This window comes from Thermoanaerobacterium butyriciformans, from assembly GCF_017874545.1.
In the GTDB taxonomy this organism is placed as follows: Bacteria; Bacillota; Thermoanaerobacteria; order Thermoanaerobacterales; family Thermoanaerobacteraceae; genus Thermoanaerobacterium; species Thermoanaerobacterium butyriciformans.
Genome location: NZ_JAGGLT010000024.1, coordinates 20,391 through 41,831, shown reverse-complemented (window position 1 = coordinate 41,831; position 21,441 = coordinate 20,391). Strand labels below are relative to the sequence as shown.

Sequence of the window (21,441 nt, the reverse complement as noted above, 5' to 3'; positions counted from 1 at the left end):
TTGTATTGATGTGGAACGCAAAAATTATTTGTGCTAATATAGATATGTACTAAAATTCTTAAAGGATGTGTTGCAGAATGAAAGAAGGAAAAGTACCGGCAGACGTGCTATCAAAGTTTGTTTATACAAATCTCGGCTTAAAGCGAAGCGATGTATTGGTGCATTCAGGCATAGGTGAGGATTGTAGTGTTATTGAAGTTGGTGAATATGCTGTTATACTTTCTTCTGATCCCATAACAGCTTCAAATAATCTAAGTGGCTATCTATCGGTAATCATTTCTTGCAATGATATTGCATCATGCGGTGCAAAGCCAATTGGTATTCTTGAAACAATCTTATTGCCGTCTGGTTCAAATGAAGAATTATTGTATGAAATCATGAAAGAAATAGATAGAGGTGCTAAAGAACTTAATATAGAAGTCCTTGGTGGCCACAGCGAAGTTACATCATCTGTTAATAAGCCCATCATATCTACTACAGCAGTAGGAATCTGTGAAAAAAACAAATTCATAAAGACAGGTGGAGCTAAATTAAATGATGATGTAATCGTCACTAAAGCTTTGGGACTTGAGGGAACATTTATTATTGCAAATGACTATTATGACATTCTTAAAAAGCATATTTCGCTTAAAACACTAGATAATGCTAAAAGTTTTATAAATGAACTAAGCGTAGTAAAAGATGGACTAATTTCGGCAGAACATGGCGCAAATTCTATGCACGATATTACTGAAGGTGGCTTATTAGGTGCAGCATATGAGATTGCTGAAGCATCAAAAAAAGGTATTGAAATATATAATGATTTAATCCCAATAAGAGAAGAAACTAAAATCATATGCAGCTTTTTTAATATAGACCCCCTTAAACTTATCTCAAGCGGATCAATGATTATTACATCAACAGATGGCAGTAAAATAGTGAATGAATTAAAGAAACACAATATCGAAGCAACCATAATAGGTAAAATTACAGAGCATGGAAAATTCCTTATAGATGGAGACAAAAAAATAGAGATACTACCTCCAGATTCCGATGAAATATATAAAATATCGAATTATAAAAACGGATTGTGAAGTTTTTCTTCTTTTATAGTAGTCATATCTCCATGACCTGGACAGACTATCAAATCATCATCTAAGACAAACAATTTATTCTTTATTGAATCTATTATTTCGCTGTAATTACCACCTGGAAAGTCTGTCCGTCCTATAGAACCTTTAAAAAGTGTGTCTCCTGAAAAGCAAACACCATCTACCTTATAACATAATCCACCAGGTGTATGTCCAGGTGTATGAATAGCATATATGGCGATACTATTATTTAATTCTAAAGTATCATCATCATTCAGCAAAATGTCAGCATTTTTAACAACTATTTTCTTAAAGCTTATATCAGATAGATTAAGGCTGGTATCTGAAAGCATAACTGAATCATCTGCTGAAATACAGACCTTTGCCTTAAATCTATCTCTAAAGAAATCAACACCACCTATGTGGTCAAAATGTCCATGCGTAATTAAGATATATTTTAAATTAAAACTATTTCCTTTTATATAATCTTCAATTTCTTTTGCCGGTATCCCCGGGTCTATCATTACGCATTCATTGCTACCTTTTACAGATAATACATAGCAGTTAGATTGAAATGGTCCCAATACAAATCTTTTAATATTAATGTCGTTTATCATTGTATTCTCTCCTCAAAATGTTTTTTTCGAGTCCAAGAGTATTGTCACAGGCCCGTCATTTATCAAAGATACTTGCATCATTGCACCAAATTTGCCTGTTTTAACTGAAAGTCCCATGTCTTTTAATTTTTCACAAAGCTTATTAAATAAATGTAGTGCATCATTAGGCTTTGCAGCATTCATGTAATTAGGCCTTCTTCCCTTTCTTACATCGCCAAGAAGCGTAAACTGTGACACAAGCAAAATTTCCCCACCTACATCTAATATGGAAAAATTCATCTTGCCATCATTATCATCAAAAATCCGTAAATTTGCTATTTTATCAGCAATATAATCTACATCTTCTAACGTATCATCTATAGAAACACCCACCAAGACAACAAGTCCTTTTGTTATTTCTCCCACTATTGTATTTTCAACAGTAACCTTTCCATGTAAAACTCTTTGTACAACAGCCCTCACTTTTATTCCTCCAATAACGTAATGTTTTATTTTTAAAAGCAAATTTTATGCACTTATTCTGTACACATCTGTAACACCATCGAGAGCTTTTAACTTATTCATAATCTTCTCAAGCTGTTCTCTTGATGTAATCTCCAAAGTTAAATTTATTATAGCCACATTATCTTTTGTCGTTCTGGCATTAACCGCTCTAACTGATATCTTTATGTCAGCAAGAATACTTGTGACATCAGTTAAAAGCCCATATCTGTCATTTGCCATGATCTGAATATCAGCTTGATATGCAATATTTTTGCCTTGATCCCATTCAACTTCTATTATCCTATTTTTGTCATACACATAGTCTTTTATATTGGGACAATCTTTCCTGTGTATTGATACTCCACGGCCTTTTGTAACATAGCCTACTATTTCATCACCTGGAACTGGTGAACAGCATTTTGAAAATCTAACCATGACATTGTCTTCGCCTTTGACGATAACGCCCATACCACCAATTTTAGGCTTCCTTTTTATCTCAACAACTGGTGTGTTTTGTTTTTTATTTTCACTCTCTATTTGTTTAAGTTCTTCTTTAATGCGTGGTATTATTTGATTTAAAGCAAGTCCACCAAATCCAATTGCAGCAAATAAATCTTCTTCTGAATGCATGTTAAGCTTTTTTAATACAGATTCCATTATGTCCCCTTTTAATTGTGATTGCTGTATTCCATGCCTTTTCAGTTCTCTATAAAATATCTCTTCTCCCCGCTCTATATTTTCTTCTCGTTTTTCTTTCTTAAACCATTGCCGTATCTTATTTTTTGCTTGTGAACTTTTTACTATTTGAAGCCAATCCCTGCTAGGACCTCTATCACTATTAGTAGTCGTCAGAATTTCTACAATATCGCCATTTTTAAGCTCATAATCTATAGGCACTATTTTCCCATTTACTTTAGCACCATTTAGCCTATGACCTATTTCTGTATGAATGCTGTAAGCAAAATCAATAGGTGTAGAACCTGCTGGAAGACTTATAACATCACCCTTAGGCGTAAAGACATAAACCTCATCTGTGAATAAATCTATCTTTAATGTCTCCATAAATTCTTTTGCATCTTTAAGCTCCCTCTGCCACTCCAATAGCTGACGTAGCCACGAAAGTTTTGCATCAAATTCATCTTCGTAAGACTTGCCTTCCTTGTATCTCCAGTGGGCTGCTATACCATATTCAGCAGTTCTATGCATGTCCCATGTTCGTATTTGTATTTCAAATGGTTCACCTTTGGGACCAATTACTGTTGTATGAAGTGACTGATACATATTAGGTTTTGGCATAGCAATGTAATCCTTAAATCTGCCCGGCATAGGCTTCCACAATGTATGAACTGCCCCAAGTGTGCCATAACAATCTTTCACAGTATTTACTATTACTCTTACTGCCATTAAATCATAAATTTGCTCAAAAGTCTTATTTTGCTGCTTCATTTTTTTGTATATGCTGTAAAAATGTTTTGGTCTTCCATCAACTTCGGCTTTTATCCCAATCTCATTTAACTTTTCTTTTAGTTTATCGATAAGTTCCTTTATCGATTCTTCCCTTTCTTTTCTTTTCTTTGCAACCTTTTCAACAAGACTGTAATAATCATCAGGGTGAAGGTATCTCAATGATAAATCCTCCAATTCCCACTTTATCATTGACATACCTAATCTATGAGCTATAGGTGCATATATTTCAAGCGTCTCCTGTGCTTTTTCCTTTTGCTTTTCTTCACTTAAATATTTAAGCGTACGCATATTATGAAGACGGTCTGCAAGCTTTATCATTATCACTCTTATATCTTTTGCCATTGCAATAAGCATTTTTCTCATGTTTTCAGCTTGCTGTTCCACTTTTGATTTATATTCAATCATACCCAGCTTTGTTACACCATCAACTAAATCTGCTATTTCTTGTCCAAATTCATTCTTTATATCCTCATAAGTGATAGATGTATCTTCTATGACATCATGAAGAAGCCCACTGGCTATCGTAGAAACATCAAGCTCTAAATTGGCAAGTATCATTGCAACCTCTACTGGATGGACAATATAAGGCTCCCCAGAATTTCTGTACTGCCCTTCATGAGCTTTCAGCGCATAGTCATAGGCTTTTAATATTAAGTTAATATCATTTTCAGTTTTGTCGTACTCCTTTACCTTGTTAATAACTTTTTCAATCATTATATAAGATCACCTTTAAAAACAGACATTTTAAAATTTTATTAAAGAAATTACATCATAGCCTTCAAGCTTTTTACGTCCATTCAAAAATGTAAGCTCCGTTAAAAATAATATACTATCGACAATTCCGCCTAATTCTTCTATTAATTTTGCCGCGGCAAAAATCGTGCCACCAGTAGCAAGCAAATCATCAACAATTATAACTCTCTGACCTTTCTTTATGGCATCCTTGTGTATTTCTAATGAATCCATTCCATACTCAAGTTCATATTCGTAGTTAATTGTCTCAGCAGGTAGCTTTCCTGGTTTTCTTACAGGTACAAATCCAACCCCAACTTTGTATGCCAAAGGTGCTCCAAATAAAAAGCCCCTCGCTTCTGGTCCTGCAATTAAATCTACATCTCTATCTTTTATCGCATCTGCTAACATATCAATTGAAAATAAAAATGCTTCTTTATCTTTTAGTACAGGCGTTATGTCTTTAAATCCAATCCCTTCTCTAGGAAAGTCCGGTATTTCTCTTATTAAAGACTTTACATCTTCCAATGTCATGCTGTTTCCTCCTTAATTTTTGTTTTCAATATTTCAAAAGCAAACCTCAAAAAGTTCTTCCTTGACAAAACCAATTTTTTTATTATTTTATCATCTTTAATGTCTACTTTTGATTCAATATTATTTCTTCTTAACACAAAAATATTATCACTTTCTTCAAATTTTATCAATCCAAAATTTTTTAGAATTTTTAGACACAGCATTACTTTTATTGAGTTTAATTTAAAATAATCATATACTTGATCTTTAAATACAATCGTGCTTCCATTTTTTTTAATATTAATATATACTTTTGCAAAATCACTCCTTTTCGGTATAATCTCAAAAATGTCTTTTAAATTAGCTTTGATGTCTTCCCTTCCATACAAAAGGTGTATCTTGCTGTTTTTATCGTTTGCTAATATATTATAAAACATTTTTGAATCAAATGGTATATCATAAAAAATTATATTTTTAAATACTGATTGTAAATGATCAACTTCTTTATTATTTGCATTCCACAAAATCATTTTTCCTGCATTGACTGCTTTGTTGCTTAATCTAAAATCACGATAATCATGGGCAATAAGGTAATTTATGAGTTTATTTAAATGATATCGAGTATTTACTATTACAACAACACTCTCATTGCTTCTGAACATTTTTAAAATATAAGATTGTCTGTCATCCATCTCCCTCATATCAATAAAATTTTTATTATCTATGGTTTCTGCAGTAAAATCACTAAAATTCATTATAATATTTAGTAAGTTTCTAAAAAACATCGTGTTTTTTTCTTTTATCTTGATATCTTTCGCAATTATCTCTACTTTCTTATTACCGTTCCACCCATTAATATTTATGTATCCTGCAATATCAATGATATATCCTTCTTTAAATCTATTATCTTCACTACTTACATGAAACATAATAATGTCATAGCAAATTTCATCTTTTTTAGCAATTATTCGTAAATGCTTGTTATTTCCAACAGTATAAGTTTGTTTTATATGCAAATCGTTTATAATATAAAGTGGCACAGGATTGCTATTGCCAAAAGGTTCCAACAAGCTTAGCTGATTAGCTCCTTCCAAATCTATCGTCTCGTTCTCTATAGAAGTCTCTATTTCAATGGTTGGTATTAAATCAAAGTCATTTAACTTGCTTTCTGCATATTCATTCAGTTTGTCTTTAAATCTTTCGATTTCATCTTTTTTTATAGTTATACCGGCAGCCATTTCATGTCCACCGAATCCAATGAGGCAATCACCGGCGTACTTTATAGCATCGTATATATTAAATCCATTTATGCTTCTTCCAGACCCTTTTCCTGTATCACCGGAAATACTTATAAGAATTGACGGCCTATTATACTTCTCTGTAATCCTTGATGAAACTATTCCAATAATACCTGGGTGCCAATTCTCGCTGGAAAGTACAATGAATTTTTCTTTATCTATGTCTATCTTTGTCTCAACTTGTACAATCGCTTCATCTAGTATCTTTTTTTCGAGTTCTTGCCTCTTTATGTTTTCACTATTTAAATACTCAGCGATTCTATTTGCTTCAATATCATCATCAGTTATCAACAATTTTACACATGACACTGCGCTTTCAAGCCTTCCTGCAGCATTTAATCTAGGAGCCAATACAAAACCAACATGATATGTATTTATATCTTTACTATTTAGCCCCGATACATTTATCAATGCCTTAAGTCCCTTATTCTGGCTATTTTTCATCATTTTTAATCCTTCTTTTACAATTATACGGTTTTCTCCTGTTAGTGGCACGATGTCTGCTACAGTCCCTAAAGCGACAATATCCAAATAATCAAGTGCATCATCTCCTATAAGAGCTAAACACAATTTAAAAGCAACACCTACTCCAGATAATTCCCTATATGGGTATGTACAATTTTTAATATGTGGATTAATTACACAAGTAGCGTCTGGCAAGACATCTGGAACTTGATGATGATCTGTTATAATGATTTCTATTCCCAATTTCTTTGCATGCTCAACTTCTTTTACCGAAGTAATACCACAATCAACAGTAATTATAAGACTTGTACCAGAGCTGTATATTTTTTCTATAGCATTTATATTTATCCCATATCCCTCATGTAATCGATCTGGTATATAATAATCTACATCAGCACCTAACTTTTTTAAAGTCTTATATAAAATTGATGTACTAGTTATACCGTCAACATCGTAATCACCATATATAGTGATTTTGTTGTTCCTTTCAATATGGTATTTTATAATGGATGATGCTTTTTCTATACCATTCAACAAATTAGGACTATGCATCATGTTAATATTTGGATTCAAATACTCATTTACTTTCTCTAAATCATCATATCCTCTGTTAATGATAGTTTGTGCTACATATTTTTTTAATTTATACTTTTTTGCTACTTCACTAACAAGACTTTCATTTGAGATTTTTTTTGATACCCAGTTGTATGCCATATTTTCGGCCACCTCACAAAATGCAATTATTTACGCCTTTTCTCAACAAAAATTATATTGTAGACAATCATCATACATAAAAAGAATGATATTAAATATCCTATCAACCCTACTGCATTATAACCATATATTTTATATCCACCATCAGAAGACATTATAAGTGATGATCCGATAATAAGTGATGCAGCTATTATGCTTATTATCATTTTATTTATCATTAAATTAAGATCATATTTCATTTTTTCCGTTTCTTCAATATCCAATTTTACCCTGACGTTGTCCTTTAATATTTTAGAAATTATGCTATGAAGCTTTGATGGAAGTTTTTTTAAATGAACGTATATTTTATGCACATCTTTTGCATTTTCATTTATTGTTTTTACAAAATTAAAATTACTTATATAAATTTTTCTAATAAAATCTCTTGCAATGTCAGAAATACTAAAGTCAGGGTCAAGTTCCTTTCCTACACCTTCTATAGTCGCTAACGACTTAAGCAGCAGTGTAAACTCGGCTGGCATCATTAACTTGTACTTATAAATGAGGGACATCATCTTTTTAACTGAATCATTTATATTTATGTTCTTTAACGGAGTATTGTAAAAATAACTGATCATACCGCTAAGATCATACTTTAAATTTCTTAAATTCGTTTCATCTCTAATCGCATCCATATCCGACAAAATTGAAACTACTTCATCTGTATCATTATCGATAAAAGCTTTAAAAAGCTCAACTATCATTTGACGATTTGATCTGTCTATATAACCTACAATGCCAAAATCTATATATGATAACTTGCCATCTGATTTGATAAGGATGTTTCCAGGATGCGGATCACCATGAAAAAATCCAAATTCAAATATTTGCATTAATATTGACATCGCACCGTTATATGCAATCTTCTTTAAATCAAACCCATTTTCAATTAATTTATGTTTATTTTTTACACTGATTCCATCTATGTATTCCATCGTCAGAACTTTTTTAGTCGTATACTCCCAATATATCTTCGGTATGTACACATATGTCTCATTAATAAAATTTTCTCTAAATTTGTCCGCATTGTTGCCTTCTAATGTATAATCTAATTCGTTTAACAGCGATTCAGATAGCTCATTTACTATATCCACAAAATCGACCGGCGAATCGGTAAGCCGTTCGTTTAAAATGTTGGCTATAGTCTTTAAGATGATAATATCACCATTTATTTTATCATATATACCTGGTCTTTGGACTTTTACTACTACATCATGGCCTTCCCTTGTCCGGGCCCTGTAAACTTGCCCGATTGACGCTGATGCGATCGGTTTTTCATCAAAGCTTGTAAATAAATTCGAAATGTCATCATTAAGTTCTTCTTCAATTATTTTCTTTATTGTTTCAAATTCAACAGGTGGAACATTATCCTGAAGCTTTGATAATTCAACAATTATATCATGCGGAAGCAAATCGGGCCTGGTGCTTAACAATTGCCCCATCTTCACAAATGTTGGGCCAAGTTCTTCCAGTGTGAGACGAATCCGCTCAGATAAAGCGGCAGGTAAATCATTCTTGCGAATGTACACAAATGGAATACTTTTCTTTTTCGACAAAACTTCAGAAATAAAACCAAATCCATTTTTCGTAAGAATTTTTAATATTTCTTTGTACCTTTTTATGTATTTTCTATTTGAAAAAATGCTAAATAATTTCATCTTTACACCTCAATAAAAATATAGCGGCAATATACCTAAAAGTATTATGCCACTAATAATGAAATTTACAGATTTTGATTGTCAATATTAGACTGGTTTATTTTACTCTCAAGTTCAGCTACTCTTTCAAGCAACAAATTGTATTCATCTCTGGTTACAAGATTCGCTTCTTTTGCTAACTGTTGAAAATTTTCGTAAGCTTTGTCCTTAATAATCTGTTTTTGCTTGTTTACTGAACTTAAAGCATTGTTTATAAAATTATTTTTTTCTTCTGCAGTAAGTTCACCCCGCTTTATAAGCTCTTGGGCTATCTCCTCTAATTTATCTTTCGTCAGAGAAACAGCACCGAGACCTGCAAGAAACATCTCTTTAAGCATGCTATCACCTCCTATCATGCCTTTTGGGGTTTATTTCCTACTCTGTTTCCTACTCTATTTTTTCCTTCTCTATCCTTAAATATTACCCAAAGGGGAGTAGCAATAAATATTGAAGAATATGCACCACTAGCAATACCTACTAAAAGAGGCAAAGCAAAACTCTTTATAGACGCTGGTCCTAAGAAGTACATAAGTATAAGCATAAGTAAAACTGTCATTACTGTATTTATTGAACGGGTCATCGTTTCATTTACACTGACATTTGCTATTTCCTTGTAGCTTGCCTTTCTCATCAATTTAATGTTATCCCTAATCCTATCAAATATAACAATCGTATCATTGATAGAATAGCCAAAAACAGTAAGTATTGCAGCAACGAATGGAGTATCTACGACAATCCTAAGCAGTGCATAAGCAGATATCAATATTAAAATATCATGTATTAAAGCTAAGACAGCCGCAGCACCCATTTCGAAATTAAATCTAAAGCCTATATAAATTAGCATCAAAAGAGAAGCAACTACACAAGCCAGCAATGTACCAAACTGCATTTCCTTACCTATTGATGCACTGACGTTTTGCGATGATACCAAATCATTATCAGATAATTTGTACTTTGACTTAAGCTCATTTATAATGGCAGTTCTAGTTTTATCGTCAAGGCTAGGCGTAGTAATTGATACATGTGTATTGTTTGGACCTATAGCCTTTACCTGCGATTCTTTAACGCCATTGCTCCTTAAAATATTTGTAATCTCATTATTTATAGTTGTCGTTACTGTTCTGTGCATGTCAAATTGAGCTACCGTACCACCAGTAAAATCAAGTCCCCAATTTAACCCCATCGTAAATAAAGCAATAAGCCCTGCAAGTATTATTATGCCCGATATTGTAAACCACACTTTCGTCTTTCCAATTACATCTATATTCCACTTTATATTATTCCATCTCATCGTATTCGCCTCCTTATGCACCGTATACTCTTATGTTTTTCGTAAATTCTGTTTCAACAACTGATTTTAATAAGAATCTAGAAACAGTAATTGCTGTAAACATACTGGAGATAACACCTATTATAAGCGTTAAAGCAAATCCTTTTACAGTTCCTGCCCCCATGAAAAACAAGACAAATGCTGCTATCAGTGTCGTAATGTTTGAATCAAATACAGCAACAAATGCTTTTCTAAATCCGGCGTCTAAGGAAGCTCTTATAGATTTTCCTGCTCTCATCTCTTCTTTCATTCTTTCAAAAATGATTATATTAGCGTCAACCGCCATACCTATTGACAAAAGCATACCGGCAATACCAGGCAAGTCCAACGTAACATGCAACAATGCGTATACGATAAAGTTTATTAAAATGTATATACCAAGAGCTATATCTGCTATCAATCCAGGCAGCCTATAGAAAGCTATCATAAACAATAAAACTATTAAAAGTCCATACATACCCGCTTCTTCACTGGCCTTTAATGCACTTGGTCCTAGTGTTGCACCAACAGAACTGTATTCAACCTGCTTTAATGTAACTGGAAGCGCACCGCCTCTTATGAGATTTGCTAAATTTTTAGCTTCATTAAAATCTTTCATGCCATTTATAACAGCTTGACCACCAGTAATTTGTTCCTTCACTACTGGTGCTGATATTGTCTTATCGTCAAGAACTATCGCTATTTGTTGACCTACAAATTTCCCAGTAGCATCAGCAAAAGCTTTTGCACCCTTGCTGTTTAAATCAAGTGTGACAACAGGTTCTTGTACACCAGCCTGACTCGTTTGATAGACTGCTTTTGAATCTTTAACATCCGCACCTGTTAATATAACCTTGCCATCCGGACCTACAAATTTAAGCTGGGCTGTCTGACCTAAATACGAAATAACTTGGTCTGGATCATTTACACCCGGTATCTCTATCCTTATCCTATTCGAGCCCTGTTGAACTATAAGCGGCTGTGAAACACCTAGAGAGTCTACCCTGTTTCTTATTATAGAGATCGCTCTTGTCATTGCATCCTGTGTTACTTTTCCTTCCGCTTGTTCCAGTACATAAACACCGCCCCGCAAATCAAGTCCCAGCCTTATGCTATCTTGAACTGGCTTAATTGAATAATTTCCGGCATTAATACCAAAAAAAGCAACATAAGCTACTATTACGGCAAGTACGATTACTGATAAAAATTTTGCCAATCCTCTCGATCTCATCATAATCCCCTTTCTTTTGTTCGCTATGTTTTATTATATTACTTTTATTGTAAACGGTCAATTATCAAATTGCTGTGGCTTATTATTTTTCTTGAACATCATTTCATATGCTTTTATTGCTATAGCACACTCAAATCTCTTTTTTTGCATTTCACATGACAGTTCATACGGTTTATTTATATCACCATTCATATTATAATTATTGGCAAAACATCCACCACTGCAATAAAATCTTGCCCAACACTGGCTGCACTCTTCTCTTTTATATATGTCGCTTTCCATGAATTTCTCTTGCAATAGCTTATTTTCAATTCCACTATCTACGTTTCCTAATTTATATAACTCATTACCTACAAATTGGTGACATGGATATATTTCACCATCTGGTGTTATTGCTGCGTATTCAAATCCAGCACCGCAACCCTGTAGCCTTTTCTTTATACAAGGACCATTATCTAAGCTGATTTTAAAATGATAAAAAGAAAATGGCCTTCCTTCATCAATCCTTTTTATATACTCTTCTGTAAGTCTATCATATTCTTTCAAAATTCTTTCCAAATGTTCTTGTTTCAATGTGTAATCTGTATCTTCCTTTTCTACCACTGGCTCTACAGATATCTCTCTTATACCCATGTCGGCCAAGTGCAAAACATCATCTGTAAAATCTAAATTTTTTGCTGTAAAAGTTCCTCTAACATAATGTTCTTTATTGCCTCTTTTAAAAACAAAGTTTTTAATCTTTGGAGCAATAACATCGTATGATCCACTGCCATCAATCCTTTTTCTCATACCGTCATTTATCTCTTTTCTGCCATCAAGACTCAACACTACATTAGAAAAATTCTCATTTATATATGTTGATTTTTCATCATCAAGCAATACTCCATTTGTCGTGATTGTATATTTAATAGTTTTTCCATGTTTTTCAGCTTCATCTCTTCCGTACTCAACTATTTTTTTTACAACTTCAAAGTTCATAAGTGGCTCTCCGCCAAAAAAGTCTACCTCCACAACCTTCCTATTGCCTGAATTTTTAATTAAAAAATCTATCGCTTTCTTTCCAACTTCATACGACATCAGTTTCCTGCCGCCTTTAAAATCCCCTGTAGATGCAAAACAATAACTGCATCTTAAATTGCAATCATGTGCCACATTAAGACAAATAGCTTTTATGACAGAGTTTTCTCTATTTATATCTAAATCCTTGTACACATCTTCAGAATAAAGAAGTCCCTTATTTCGTAGTGATTCTATTTCATCATATGCATCTTTAATTTCATCTTCAGAATATTTATTTTTCAGCAAACTAACTATAGTATTAAAATCATTCTCAGTGTACAAATCTAATATTTCATACGTCAAATCATCCACAACATGAATTGATCCACTTACAGGATCAACTACAATATTCATACCAAGTTGTTTATATTTATGTATCTTGCTATACATTTTAACCTCCTAAACATTTTAAATGGCAGTAATAATATATTACTGCCATCAGCCTATGTAAAATTTAATTTTGGCACTCCTGATTTGCAACAGTGCACGAAGTCTTGCAAGCAGATTGGCATGATGCCTGACATTCTCCACAGCCAGGTTTTTTCAGGCTATCTTTCAATGATGTTCTATTGATTGTTACAATATGTCTCATTTTCATACCTCCTCTTCCTAATTGATTATATCATATAATTTACGACAATAAAAGCTATAGATTAATACCTATCATACCACCAATAGCACCTAAAATAATTCCCCATAAAAGTTTTAAAGCTATGACTGAAGTTAATCCTGCTTCTTTTATAATATATGTACCTAGAAATAGCATAATCAAAACATATAGAAGACCGGCCAAGCCCCCATTTAGCCACCCTTTGCTTCTTGTATGACGCGCAGCTATTGCACCAGCCAAAACTATGCCAATTATCGTTATCAGCATTGTCAATGTAGGAAGTGTTAATTCTGAAAGAGGTGTGTACGTCAATATTAATGCATACACAATGAAAAATGCCAAAGTAATTATATAACTTACCAATAGCCCTATGATTATGCCAGGTATATTTAATACTCTATTATTATAATTTTGAACTTTGCCCTTCAAGTATGGCACCTCCCTCTTATTTATCAATAAATTTTATGCAGTAAAAAAAACAATATTACATTTTAATTTAATCCCATAAAAAAAATGCGGTTACCCGCATTTATGCTTATTTATTTTCACTTTGAGAGTTTAAAACTCTTCCAACTGACCATTTAGCTATCTTCAGTTTAACCTTATCAGCACCGACTTCAATCGTAATTGCATCGTCTTTTATGTTTAATATCTTGCCGTAAATACCGCTTTTTGTCAAAATCTCATCACCGGGTTTTAGTGCATCAATCATGGCTTTCTCTTTCTTTTCTCTTCTCTGCTGTGGCAATATTAGTAGAAAGTAAAAAATTGCCATAAAAATTACAATTTCGCCAATCAAATAAATCGTCTGCGCGTTCATTTTATTCCTCCTTATATCCATATTTTTTATAAAACTGTGATTTAAATTCAAGCAGCTTGTCTTGCCTAATTGCCTCTCTAATGTCTTCCATGAGTTTTGTCAAAAATCTTAAATTATGTATTGTTGCAAGCCTCGCCGCTAAAATTTCGTTAGCTTTAAACAAATGTCTGATGTATGCCCTTGAGAAATTCTTACATGCATAGCAATCACATTCACTATCCAATGGAATAAATTCTTCTGCATGTGGCGCATCTCTTACGATAAGCCTACCACTGCTAGTCAATACAGTACCATTTCTGGCCATTCGCGTAGGCAAAACACAATCAAACATGTCAACTCCTCTTATGACACCTTCTATCAAATCATCAGGACTTCCCACTCCCATCAAATATCTGGGTTTATCCTGCGGCAATAAATCTGTCGTATAATCAACTACATGATACATCAATTCTTTTTCTTCGCCAACACTTAGCCCTCCAATTGAATACCCCGAAAAATCCATATCAACTAATCTATTTGCACATTCTCTTCTTAAATCATCATATGTACCGCCTTGAACAATTCCAAAAAGTGCTTGTTTTTCTGTATTTTTATGTGCTTCTTTTCCTCTTTTAGCCCATCTTAAAGTCATCTCCATGGAGTTTTTGACATAGTCGTAATCAGCTGGATAAGGCGCGCATTCATCAAATGACATGATTATGTCCGCCCCTAGTGCATTCTCAATCTCTATGACTTTTTCAGGAGTCAAAAAATGTATCGACCCATCTAAATGTGAACGAAATTCAACTCCTTCTTCCGTAATCTTCCTTAATGGTCCCAAGCTAAATACTTGAAATCCACCACTGTCTGTCAATATCGCTCTGTCCCAATTCATAAATTTATGCAGTCCACCAGCTTTTTTTATAACTTCATGACCTGGCCTTAAATAAAGATGATATGTATTGCTTAGTATTATTTTAGTACCTATCTCTTTAAGTTCTTCTGGTGTCATCGTTTTTACTGTTGCTTGTGTTCCTACAGGCATAAATACAGGTGTTTCTATGTCACCATGTGGAGTATGTAATACCCCCAGCCTTGCTTTTGTCATTTTTTCCTTTTTTATCAAGTCATATTTTATCGCTGTCATTATATCCTCCCATTTTTAAATGATTAGCATTGCATCACCAAAACTATAAAATCTATACTTATTTTCTATTGCTATTTTATATGCATTCATGACATTTTCCTTACCTGCAAAAGCAGATATCATCATAATAAGTGTAGATTCCGGTAAATGAAAATTAGTTATAATACCATCTACGGCTTTATACTTATATCCTGGATATATAAATATATCAGTCCATCCACTACCGGCATGAATAACTCCATTTTCATCTGCTACTGTTTCAAGAGTCCTTGTAGAAGTTGTGCCAACTGAAATAATCCTTCCACCACTTTTTCTGGCATTGTTAATCGCCTGTGCCGCTTCTTCTGTAACAGTATAAAATTCGGAATGCATTTTATGGTTTTCTATTACCTCTTCTTTAACAGGTCTAAAAGTTCCAAGTCCCACATGAAGAGTTACAAATACCGTTTTTACTCCATATTTTCTTATGTCATCCAAAAGCTTATTTGTAAAATGTAAACCTGCCGTAGGTGCAGCAGCCGAACCTTCATGTTTTGCATAAACCGTCTGATACATATTTTTGTCTTCCAATTTTTTCTTAATATACGGTGGTACTGGCATTTCACCTAACTTATCAAGTACTTCTTCAAAAATACCTTCGTAGCTAAATCTAACAATTCTTCCGCCTACATCTGTGTTTGAAATGATTTCTGCTTTTAACTCCCCATTGCCAAAAATAAATTTTGAACCTATTTTTGCCCTCCTTCCAGGCTTAACTAATATCTCCCATTCATCTTTGCTTAGCCTTTTTAAGAGAACAAATTCAATCTTGCCACCTGTATCTTCTCTAACACCTATTAACCTTGCCGGTATTACCTTTGTGTCATTCAAAACCAATACATCATTGGGGTTTAAATAACTAATTATATTTTTAAAAATATCATGTTTTATCTCACCTGTTAACTTGTTTAAAATCATCAATTTTGATTCGTCCCGGTTTTTCAACGGCTCCTGCGCAATAAGCTCTTCAGGTAAATCATAATAAAATTCATGTAAATTCATATTTGTGCCTCCAAATATTACTGTAATTATTTATAAAGCCTTGTTATTAATTGTATCATAAACATCAATACCTTTATAGTAGTATTTTAATATATCAATATAATTATACCCATGATCTGCCATCCCACGAGCTCCATATTGACTCAAACCAACACCATGTCCATAACCGCTTCCATTTATTGTATATGCCTCAGACGAAACCTTTTGTCCGTTTATCTTGGCTGTGCCACTTCTACTTAAAACATATACATCACCACTGCCAACGGTTTTTACTCCATTAACAGATATAGCACTTAAATTAGGTAAAGATTTTTTTACAACGCCTTGCTGTGATAATATGTACGCTTCACTATCACTGCTTACACCATTGTTGTTTATTGTTATCATCGTACTTTTTAAATTAAAAAAACCTCTTATGTCGTTTTTGTTCAAAACATAGTTCCCTTTATCACCATAAATTGTAACTTGTATAGCTCTGCCTGTCCAACTTTTGCTTGTTACCTTGACATCGACCACATTTCCTACATCAATACCACTGCTTTTCAATTTTTGTTCAATAGAATCTGCAGTAACATCCACCAACCAATTATCAAGGGACTCATTGTAACCAAACACATATTTATCCTCAACACCTCTTAAATAAGGAACACTATTTGAATACACATTTTCACTATCTTCTGTATAACCTCCGCTATGAGAATGGAATATAGCTTCTATCGGCTTTCCATTATAAACAGCAATTACTCCCTTTGTATCATCAACAGCTTTGTTTGAATTTGGATTTTCACCGTCAAATCCATTATACGCCTGACAATTTACATCATTTGTTAAATCAAATCCATACTTACTATACTTGCCTAAATTATAGACAGCATAAGTTCTTGCTGCCACAGCTTGCGCTTTTAATGCTTCTATATTCCAAGAAGCCGGCATTTCCGCTGGTACAACACCATATAAATATTCTTCTAGAGGCAATACATTTATTGCAGTCATATCACTTCCTTGTTGCCTTATAAATTCATAATAACCTCTGTACTTTTTTCCATTAATAGAAATTGGATTATCACCAGTTAAGTTCATAAGATAAAGAGTATTGCTTCCAGCATACAAAAAAATAACTTTGCCATTCACAGCAATCACTATATTTTTATTGGGAGATACTATCTTTATATCCGGAAATTTCGCTATTAAACTTTTCATCGCTGAATTTGCATCAGATTGATTTGAATAAGGACCAAAGTAAATATGAAAACTACCGTCATATCCAACAATCGAATTTGGAATGCTTGAACTTATTTTTGATTGTTCACTGTCTGCTGTCGCTTGATCCTGGAAATTTCCCTCTTGAAGATAAAAATTGTCATCTTTCATCACTTGAACACTGCTTGAAGGTATGTTATATATGTATTTGATATTTTCGGCATTGTCATTTATTCCCACTTTAAAGCCACTTGCAGAAGACAATGAATAAGAAGACAAAGAGCTGGAACCATAAAAAAGTCCAATTTTAACTAAACTCGGCAGACTAATGCTGGCATCTACGTAGTTTAACGTACTGGTTAATATAAGTAGAAACAATAAAAAGACAGCTACATACTTTTTCGACCTCACATCAAATACCCCTTTACATTTTTATTTTCTAAAAAGCCACAATATAAACGTCAAAACCACACTAATTATAATAGACGTCATCAGCGGAAAGTAAAAAGTAAAATTGCCTCTTTTTAGAATAATATCACCAGGCAAATGACCAATTCCAAATTTTCCACTTAATAAAAATATTATACCTGTTATAACCAAAACAACACCAATGCCGATTAAAGCTTTTCCAAATTCTTGAAACATATCTACCCCTCATTCAGGAATACTGTAGTTTAAATATTCGTAAGCTAATCTTGTTGCAATCCTACCTCTAGGAGTTCTGTTCAAAAAACCAATCTGCATCAAATACGGTTCATAGACATCTTCTATCGTTTCACTTTCTTCACCTATTGATGCAGCAATAGTATCTATCCCTACAGGACCGCCTGAAAACTTTTCTATAATAGACTTTAGCATTTTTCTATCGATGTGCTCAAGCCCCATATCATCAACGCCCAGCATATCAAGAGCATCTTTGGCAGTTTCAAAATCTATAAAGCCATTACCTTTTACTTGTGCAAAATCTCTCACTCTTTTTAAAAGTCTATTTGCTATCCTAGGCGTCCCTCTAGAACGACGTCCAAGCTCATATGCAGCTTCATCATTTATACCTATATTTAGTATAGCAGACGACCTCTTTATTATTTCACTTAAATCGTTGACAGAATAAAATTCTAGCCTCATAATAACTCCAAACCTATCCCTCAGTGGAGATGTCATTAATCCCGCTCTAGTCGTTGCGCCTATAAGCGTAAAATGCGGCAAGTTAAGCCTTAAAGATCTAGCGCTTGGTCCCTTTCCTATAATTATATCTAATTCAAAATCCTCCATGGCAGGATATAATATCTCTTCCACACTTCTATTAAGTCTATGTATTTCGTCTATAAAAAGAATGTCATTCTCCTGCAAATTAGTAAGTATTGCCGCTAAATCTCCGGCTCGTTCTATTGCCGGTCCAGAAGTTATCCTTATGCCAACGCCCATTTCATTTGAAATAATATTTGCAAGAGTTGTCTTGCCGAGCCCCGGTGGTCCAAAAAGCAGCACATGATCAAGAGGCTCATTTCGCATTTTCGCAGCTTCTATATAAATTTTTAATTCCTCTTTTATCTTTGTTTGACCTATGTACTCAGACAACCTTTTAGGCCTTAAAGAATACTCGGAGGCATCTTCTGGCGTAAAATTTTGTGTTAAAATTCTGTCCTCCATACAATCACCTTATTTCATAAGCTTTTTCAATGCCTCTCTCAAGGCATTTTCAGTATCAGTACAATCTATCCCATATAGTGCTGATATCGATTCTTGTCTGGTATAACCAAGAGATAAAAGTGCATTTAATACATCTTCTGATGCATCATCAATTTTAACTGATTCTGCATTGTTAATAAATAATTTGTCTTTAAGCTCCAGTATTATCCTTTGAGCTGTTTTCTTGCCAACACCTGGAGATTTCTCTATAATCTTTGAGTCACCATTTTTAATGGCATTATAAAAATTATCAATCGAAATTGTAGATAAAATTGAAACTGCTGCCTTTGGTCCTACACCATTTACAGCAATCAATTTTTTAAAAATTTCCATCTCATTTATTGTCAAAAAGCCATAAAGTTGAAATCCATCCTCTTTTACATGCAAATATGTATAAAGTTTTATTATATCGTTTGTATTGGGCAGCTCTCTCAATGTACTTGCTGGTACGATTATTTTAAATCCTATGCCCAGTGTCTCAACAACAACATAATCAATACCTCTTTCTGCAATGGTGCCTTTTATATAATCTATCATTTTAATAACCCCAATTTCCCATTCATAATATTACTATTGCAATGACAAAGGGCAACCGCCAATGCATCAGCCACATCATCAGGTTTTGGTATCTCATTTAAGCTTAATATAGCTTTAACCATATTCTGAACCTGTTTTTTTTCTGCCCGTCCATACCCAACAACAGATTGTTTCACCTGTAGAGGCGTATATTCGAAAACATCTATGCCACAATTAATTGCAGCTAAGATGGCAACTCCTCTAGACTCGCCTATAGTAATAACAGTCTTAGCATTTTTATTAAAAAAAAGTTCTTCAATAGCCATAACGTCAGGTTTATATTTCTCTATCAATGATATCGTACCATCGTATATGTCTTTAAGCCTTATACTTTTTTTTATACCTGCAACCGTTGTAATTGCACCATACTCTAAAACTTTAAATCTACCACAATCATCGTCAATTATCCCATATCCCATAATAGCTATTCCAGGGTCTATCCCAATAATCCTCATCTAAAAGTCCTCCTCGTATAATATTTTAACATCTATCTTATACATAGACAAGAAAAAAACTCTCTAAAATTTAGGGAGTTTAACTGCTTAAATTTGCAAGTATTGAATATGCTTCGTCTATGTCTTTTACTACTATATTATTTAAAATCCTTTCTTTATCATTTGGATTTAAATTATTTACAAGTATATCAGTTTTTTCAACTAGTGAGCTTCCTCCATTACCATCGCTTTTAAACAATGACACATATCCATCTGAACTTGAAATTATGTAATAACCTGGCGGAAAACCATTTTCTTCCTTATACAAAACTATCATATCATTGCTAAATTTTTTAATACTCCAGTCGCTATAAATCTTAGCAATATCTTCTTTGCTCTTTCCGTAAAGTGAAGCGCTTATTTTTTGCTCTTCCCTTATAAGATCACCATTCCCTTTGTACAAAGTCTCAAAAAGCAATTTTCCATCAGGCACTATTGTCTCCCTCGTCATTGCACTATTAACATTTGTCTTTGTATACTGCGGTATTTTTGAAGGACGACTATAAAATTTAATATAGTATATATATCCAGCCAAAAAGATTATTACTATAAAAATCAGTATAATAGATATAGCTCTCTTTCCACGAAATTTCATAATATAACAACCTACCTTTTGTATCTTTAATCACTTCCACTTTTTGTAATTATAACCAATAAAAAAATTTTTTATACATAAAAATTTTTGAAGGATTTTGTAAAATTATATCGAATAATATCATTCGAGAGGAGATGGTTTATTATGCTAAATCAAATAGTTATATTTAAATTAAACGACGAAGAATTCTGCGTCGATATAATGGATGTTCTAGAAATAATTAGAATGCAGACTATAACAAAAGTCCCAGATGTACCAAGTTTTGTAGAAGGTATAATCAACTTAAGAGGCACTGTAATACCTATTATAGACCTTAAAAAGAGGTTAAAGTTGAAATTGACTAATTACGATGATGACACTAGAATAATAATAATCAAAATCAACGAAAAGTCTGTTGGCTTCATTGTAGATTCTGTAACAGAAGTGCTACACGTTGAAAACGACTCTATAAAAGAAGCACCAGATATTATTGCAGGAATTGGAAAAGAATATATTGAATCCGTAGTAAGCTATGACGATCGTTTAATTATAAACTTAGATTTAGAAAAAATACTTACAGAAAGTGAAAAAAAGGAAATAGAAGAAATGCAATAATT

The 21,441-nt window shown here is 33.2% G+C and carries 23 protein-coding genes; 2 read left to right on the top strand and 21 right to left on the bottom strand.

The features are described from left to right. Nucleotides 1-77: 77 nt before the first annotated feature. Nucleotides 78-1,073, top strand: coding sequence for an AIR synthase family protein (locus J2Z80_RS10600; RefSeq protein ID WP_209454363.1), 996 nt, complete (start codon nucleotides 78-80; stop codon nucleotides 1,071-1,073). Here J2Z80_RS10600 and J2Z80_RS10595 read toward each other — a convergent pair. The 21 genes from J2Z80_RS10595 to J2Z80_RS10495 form a co-directional block, all read right to left on the bottom strand. Continuing rightward, nucleotides 1,055-1,687: an MBL fold metallo-hydrolase gene (locus tag J2Z80_RS10595; RefSeq protein WP_209454362.1), complete on the bottom strand. Its 633-nt coding sequence runs from the start codon at nucleotides 1,685-1,687 to the stop codon at nucleotides 1,055-1,057. The two genes, J2Z80_RS10600 and J2Z80_RS10595, sit on opposite strands and share 19 nt — an antisense overlap. Nucleotides 1,688-1,699: 12 nt before the next feature. After that, a complete protein-coding gene (dtd, locus tag J2Z80_RS10590) occupies nucleotides 1,700-2,149 on the bottom strand; it encodes a D-aminoacyl-tRNA deacylase (protein ID WP_209454361.1) in 450 nt (149 codons plus the stop codon). A gap of 45 nt (nucleotides 2,150-2,194) precedes the next feature. After that, a complete protein-coding gene (locus J2Z80_RS10585) occupies nucleotides 2,195-4,351 on the bottom strand; it encodes a RelA/SpoT family protein (protein ID WP_209454360.1) in 2,157 nt (718 codons plus the stop codon). A 30-nt stretch (nucleotides 4,352-4,381) separates the two neighbouring features. Then, nucleotides 4,382-4,903, bottom strand: coding sequence for an adenine phosphoribosyltransferase (locus tag J2Z80_RS10580; protein ID WP_209454359.1), 522 nt, complete (start codon nucleotides 4,901-4,903; stop codon nucleotides 4,382-4,384). Next, nucleotides 4,900-7,359: a single-stranded-DNA-specific exonuclease RecJ gene (recJ, locus tag J2Z80_RS10575; protein WP_209454358.1), complete on the bottom strand. Its 2,460-nt coding sequence runs from the start codon at nucleotides 7,357-7,359 to the stop codon at nucleotides 4,900-4,902. Before recJ ends, J2Z80_RS10580 begins: the two co-directional genes overlap by 4 nt. A 26-nt stretch (nucleotides 7,360-7,385) precedes the next feature. Then, nucleotides 7,386-9,056, bottom strand: coding sequence for a 2-polyprenylphenol 6-hydroxylase (gene ubiB, locus J2Z80_RS10570; protein ID WP_209454357.1), 1,671 nt, complete (start codon nucleotides 9,054-9,056; stop codon nucleotides 7,386-7,388). Nucleotides 9,057-9,121: 65 nt separating this feature from the next. Next, entirely contained in the window at nucleotides 9,122-9,433 is a 312-nt protein-coding gene (locus tag J2Z80_RS10565) for a phasin family protein (RefSeq protein ID WP_209454356.1), read from the bottom strand. Nucleotides 9,434-9,447: 14 nt separating this feature from the next. Further along, entirely contained in the window at nucleotides 9,448-10,386 is a 939-nt protein-coding gene (gene secF / locus J2Z80_RS10560; RefSeq protein WP_209454355.1) for a protein translocase subunit SecF, read from the bottom strand. Between the two features lie 13 nt (nucleotides 10,387-10,399). Then, the gene (secD, locus tag J2Z80_RS10555; protein WP_209454354.1) at nucleotides 10,400-11,635 is read right to left on the bottom strand and encodes a protein translocase subunit SecD; all 1,236 of its coding nucleotides are present in this window, start codon (nucleotides 11,633-11,635) and stop codon (nucleotides 10,400-10,402) included. 57 nt (nucleotides 11,636-11,692) lie between these two features. Next, nucleotides 11,693-13,084: a thioether cross-link-forming SCIFF peptide maturase gene (scfB, locus tag J2Z80_RS10550; protein ID WP_209454353.1), complete on the bottom strand. Its 1,392-nt coding sequence runs from the start codon at nucleotides 13,082-13,084 to the stop codon at nucleotides 11,693-11,695. Nucleotides 13,085-13,148: 64 nt separating this feature from the next. Next, the gene (gene scfA / locus J2Z80_RS10545; RefSeq protein WP_013298036.1) at nucleotides 13,149-13,286 is read right to left on the bottom strand and encodes a six-cysteine ranthipeptide SCIFF; all 138 of its coding nucleotides are present in this window, start codon (nucleotides 13,284-13,286) and stop codon (nucleotides 13,149-13,151) included. Nucleotides 13,287-13,340: 54 nt separating this feature from the next. Further along, nucleotides 13,341-13,733: a TIGR04086 family membrane protein gene (locus J2Z80_RS10540; RefSeq protein ID WP_209454352.1), complete on the bottom strand. Its 393-nt coding sequence runs from the start codon at nucleotides 13,731-13,733 to the stop codon at nucleotides 13,341-13,343. A 106-nt stretch (nucleotides 13,734-13,839) separates the two neighbouring features. Then, the gene (gene yajC, locus J2Z80_RS10535) at nucleotides 13,840-14,124 is read right to left on the bottom strand and encodes a preprotein translocase subunit YajC (protein WP_209454351.1); all 285 of its coding nucleotides are present in this window, start codon (nucleotides 14,122-14,124) and stop codon (nucleotides 13,840-13,842) included. 1 nt (nucleotide 14,125) lies between these two features. After that, entirely contained in the window at nucleotides 14,126-15,250 is a 1,125-nt protein-coding gene (gene tgt / locus J2Z80_RS10530) for a tRNA guanosine(34) transglycosylase Tgt (protein ID WP_209454350.1), read from the bottom strand. A 15-nt stretch (nucleotides 15,251-15,265) separates the two neighbouring features. Beyond that, on the bottom strand, nucleotides 15,266-16,291 hold the full coding sequence (queA, locus tag J2Z80_RS10525; RefSeq protein ID WP_209454349.1) for a tRNA preQ1(34) S-adenosylmethionine ribosyltransferase-isomerase QueA: 1,026 nt from the start codon (nucleotides 16,289-16,291) through the stop codon (nucleotides 15,266-15,268). A gap of 30 nt (nucleotides 16,292-16,321) precedes the next feature. Further along, the gene (locus tag J2Z80_RS10520; protein WP_209454348.1) at nucleotides 16,322-17,902 is read right to left on the bottom strand and encodes a SpoIID/LytB domain-containing protein; all 1,581 of its coding nucleotides are present in this window, start codon (nucleotides 17,900-17,902) and stop codon (nucleotides 16,322-16,324) included. Nucleotides 17,903-17,923: 21 nt separating this feature from the next. Further along, on the bottom strand, nucleotides 17,924-18,136 hold the full coding sequence (locus J2Z80_RS10515; protein WP_209454347.1) for a DUF2905 domain-containing protein: 213 nt from the start codon (nucleotides 18,134-18,136) through the stop codon (nucleotides 17,924-17,926). 9 nt (nucleotides 18,137-18,145) lie between these two features. After that, on the bottom strand, nucleotides 18,146-19,141 hold the full coding sequence (gene ruvB / locus J2Z80_RS10510; protein WP_209454346.1) for a Holliday junction branch migration DNA helicase RuvB: 996 nt from the start codon (nucleotides 19,139-19,141) through the stop codon (nucleotides 18,146-18,148). Nucleotides 19,142-19,150: 9 nt separating this feature from the next. Beyond that, entirely contained in the window at nucleotides 19,151-19,717 is a 567-nt protein-coding gene (ruvA, locus tag J2Z80_RS10505; protein WP_209454345.1) for a Holliday junction branch migration protein RuvA, read from the bottom strand. Then, a complete protein-coding gene (ruvC, locus tag J2Z80_RS10500; protein ID WP_209454344.1) occupies nucleotides 19,714-20,211 on the bottom strand; it encodes a crossover junction endodeoxyribonuclease RuvC in 498 nt (165 codons plus the stop codon). Before ruvC ends, ruvA begins: the two co-directional genes overlap by 4 nt. 79 nt (nucleotides 20,212-20,290) lie before the next feature. Then, nucleotides 20,291-20,845: a hypothetical protein gene (locus J2Z80_RS10495; RefSeq protein ID WP_245301271.1), complete on the bottom strand. Its 555-nt coding sequence runs from the start codon at nucleotides 20,843-20,845 to the stop codon at nucleotides 20,291-20,293. A gap of 144 nt (nucleotides 20,846-20,989) precedes the next feature. Here J2Z80_RS10495 and J2Z80_RS10490 point away from each other — a divergent pair, with 144 nt between their 5' ends. Then, nucleotides 20,990-21,439: a chemotaxis protein CheW gene (locus J2Z80_RS10490; RefSeq protein ID WP_209454343.1), complete on the top strand. Its 450-nt coding sequence runs from the start codon at nucleotides 20,990-20,992 to the stop codon at nucleotides 21,437-21,439. Nucleotides 21,440-21,441 lie beyond the last annotated feature (2 nt).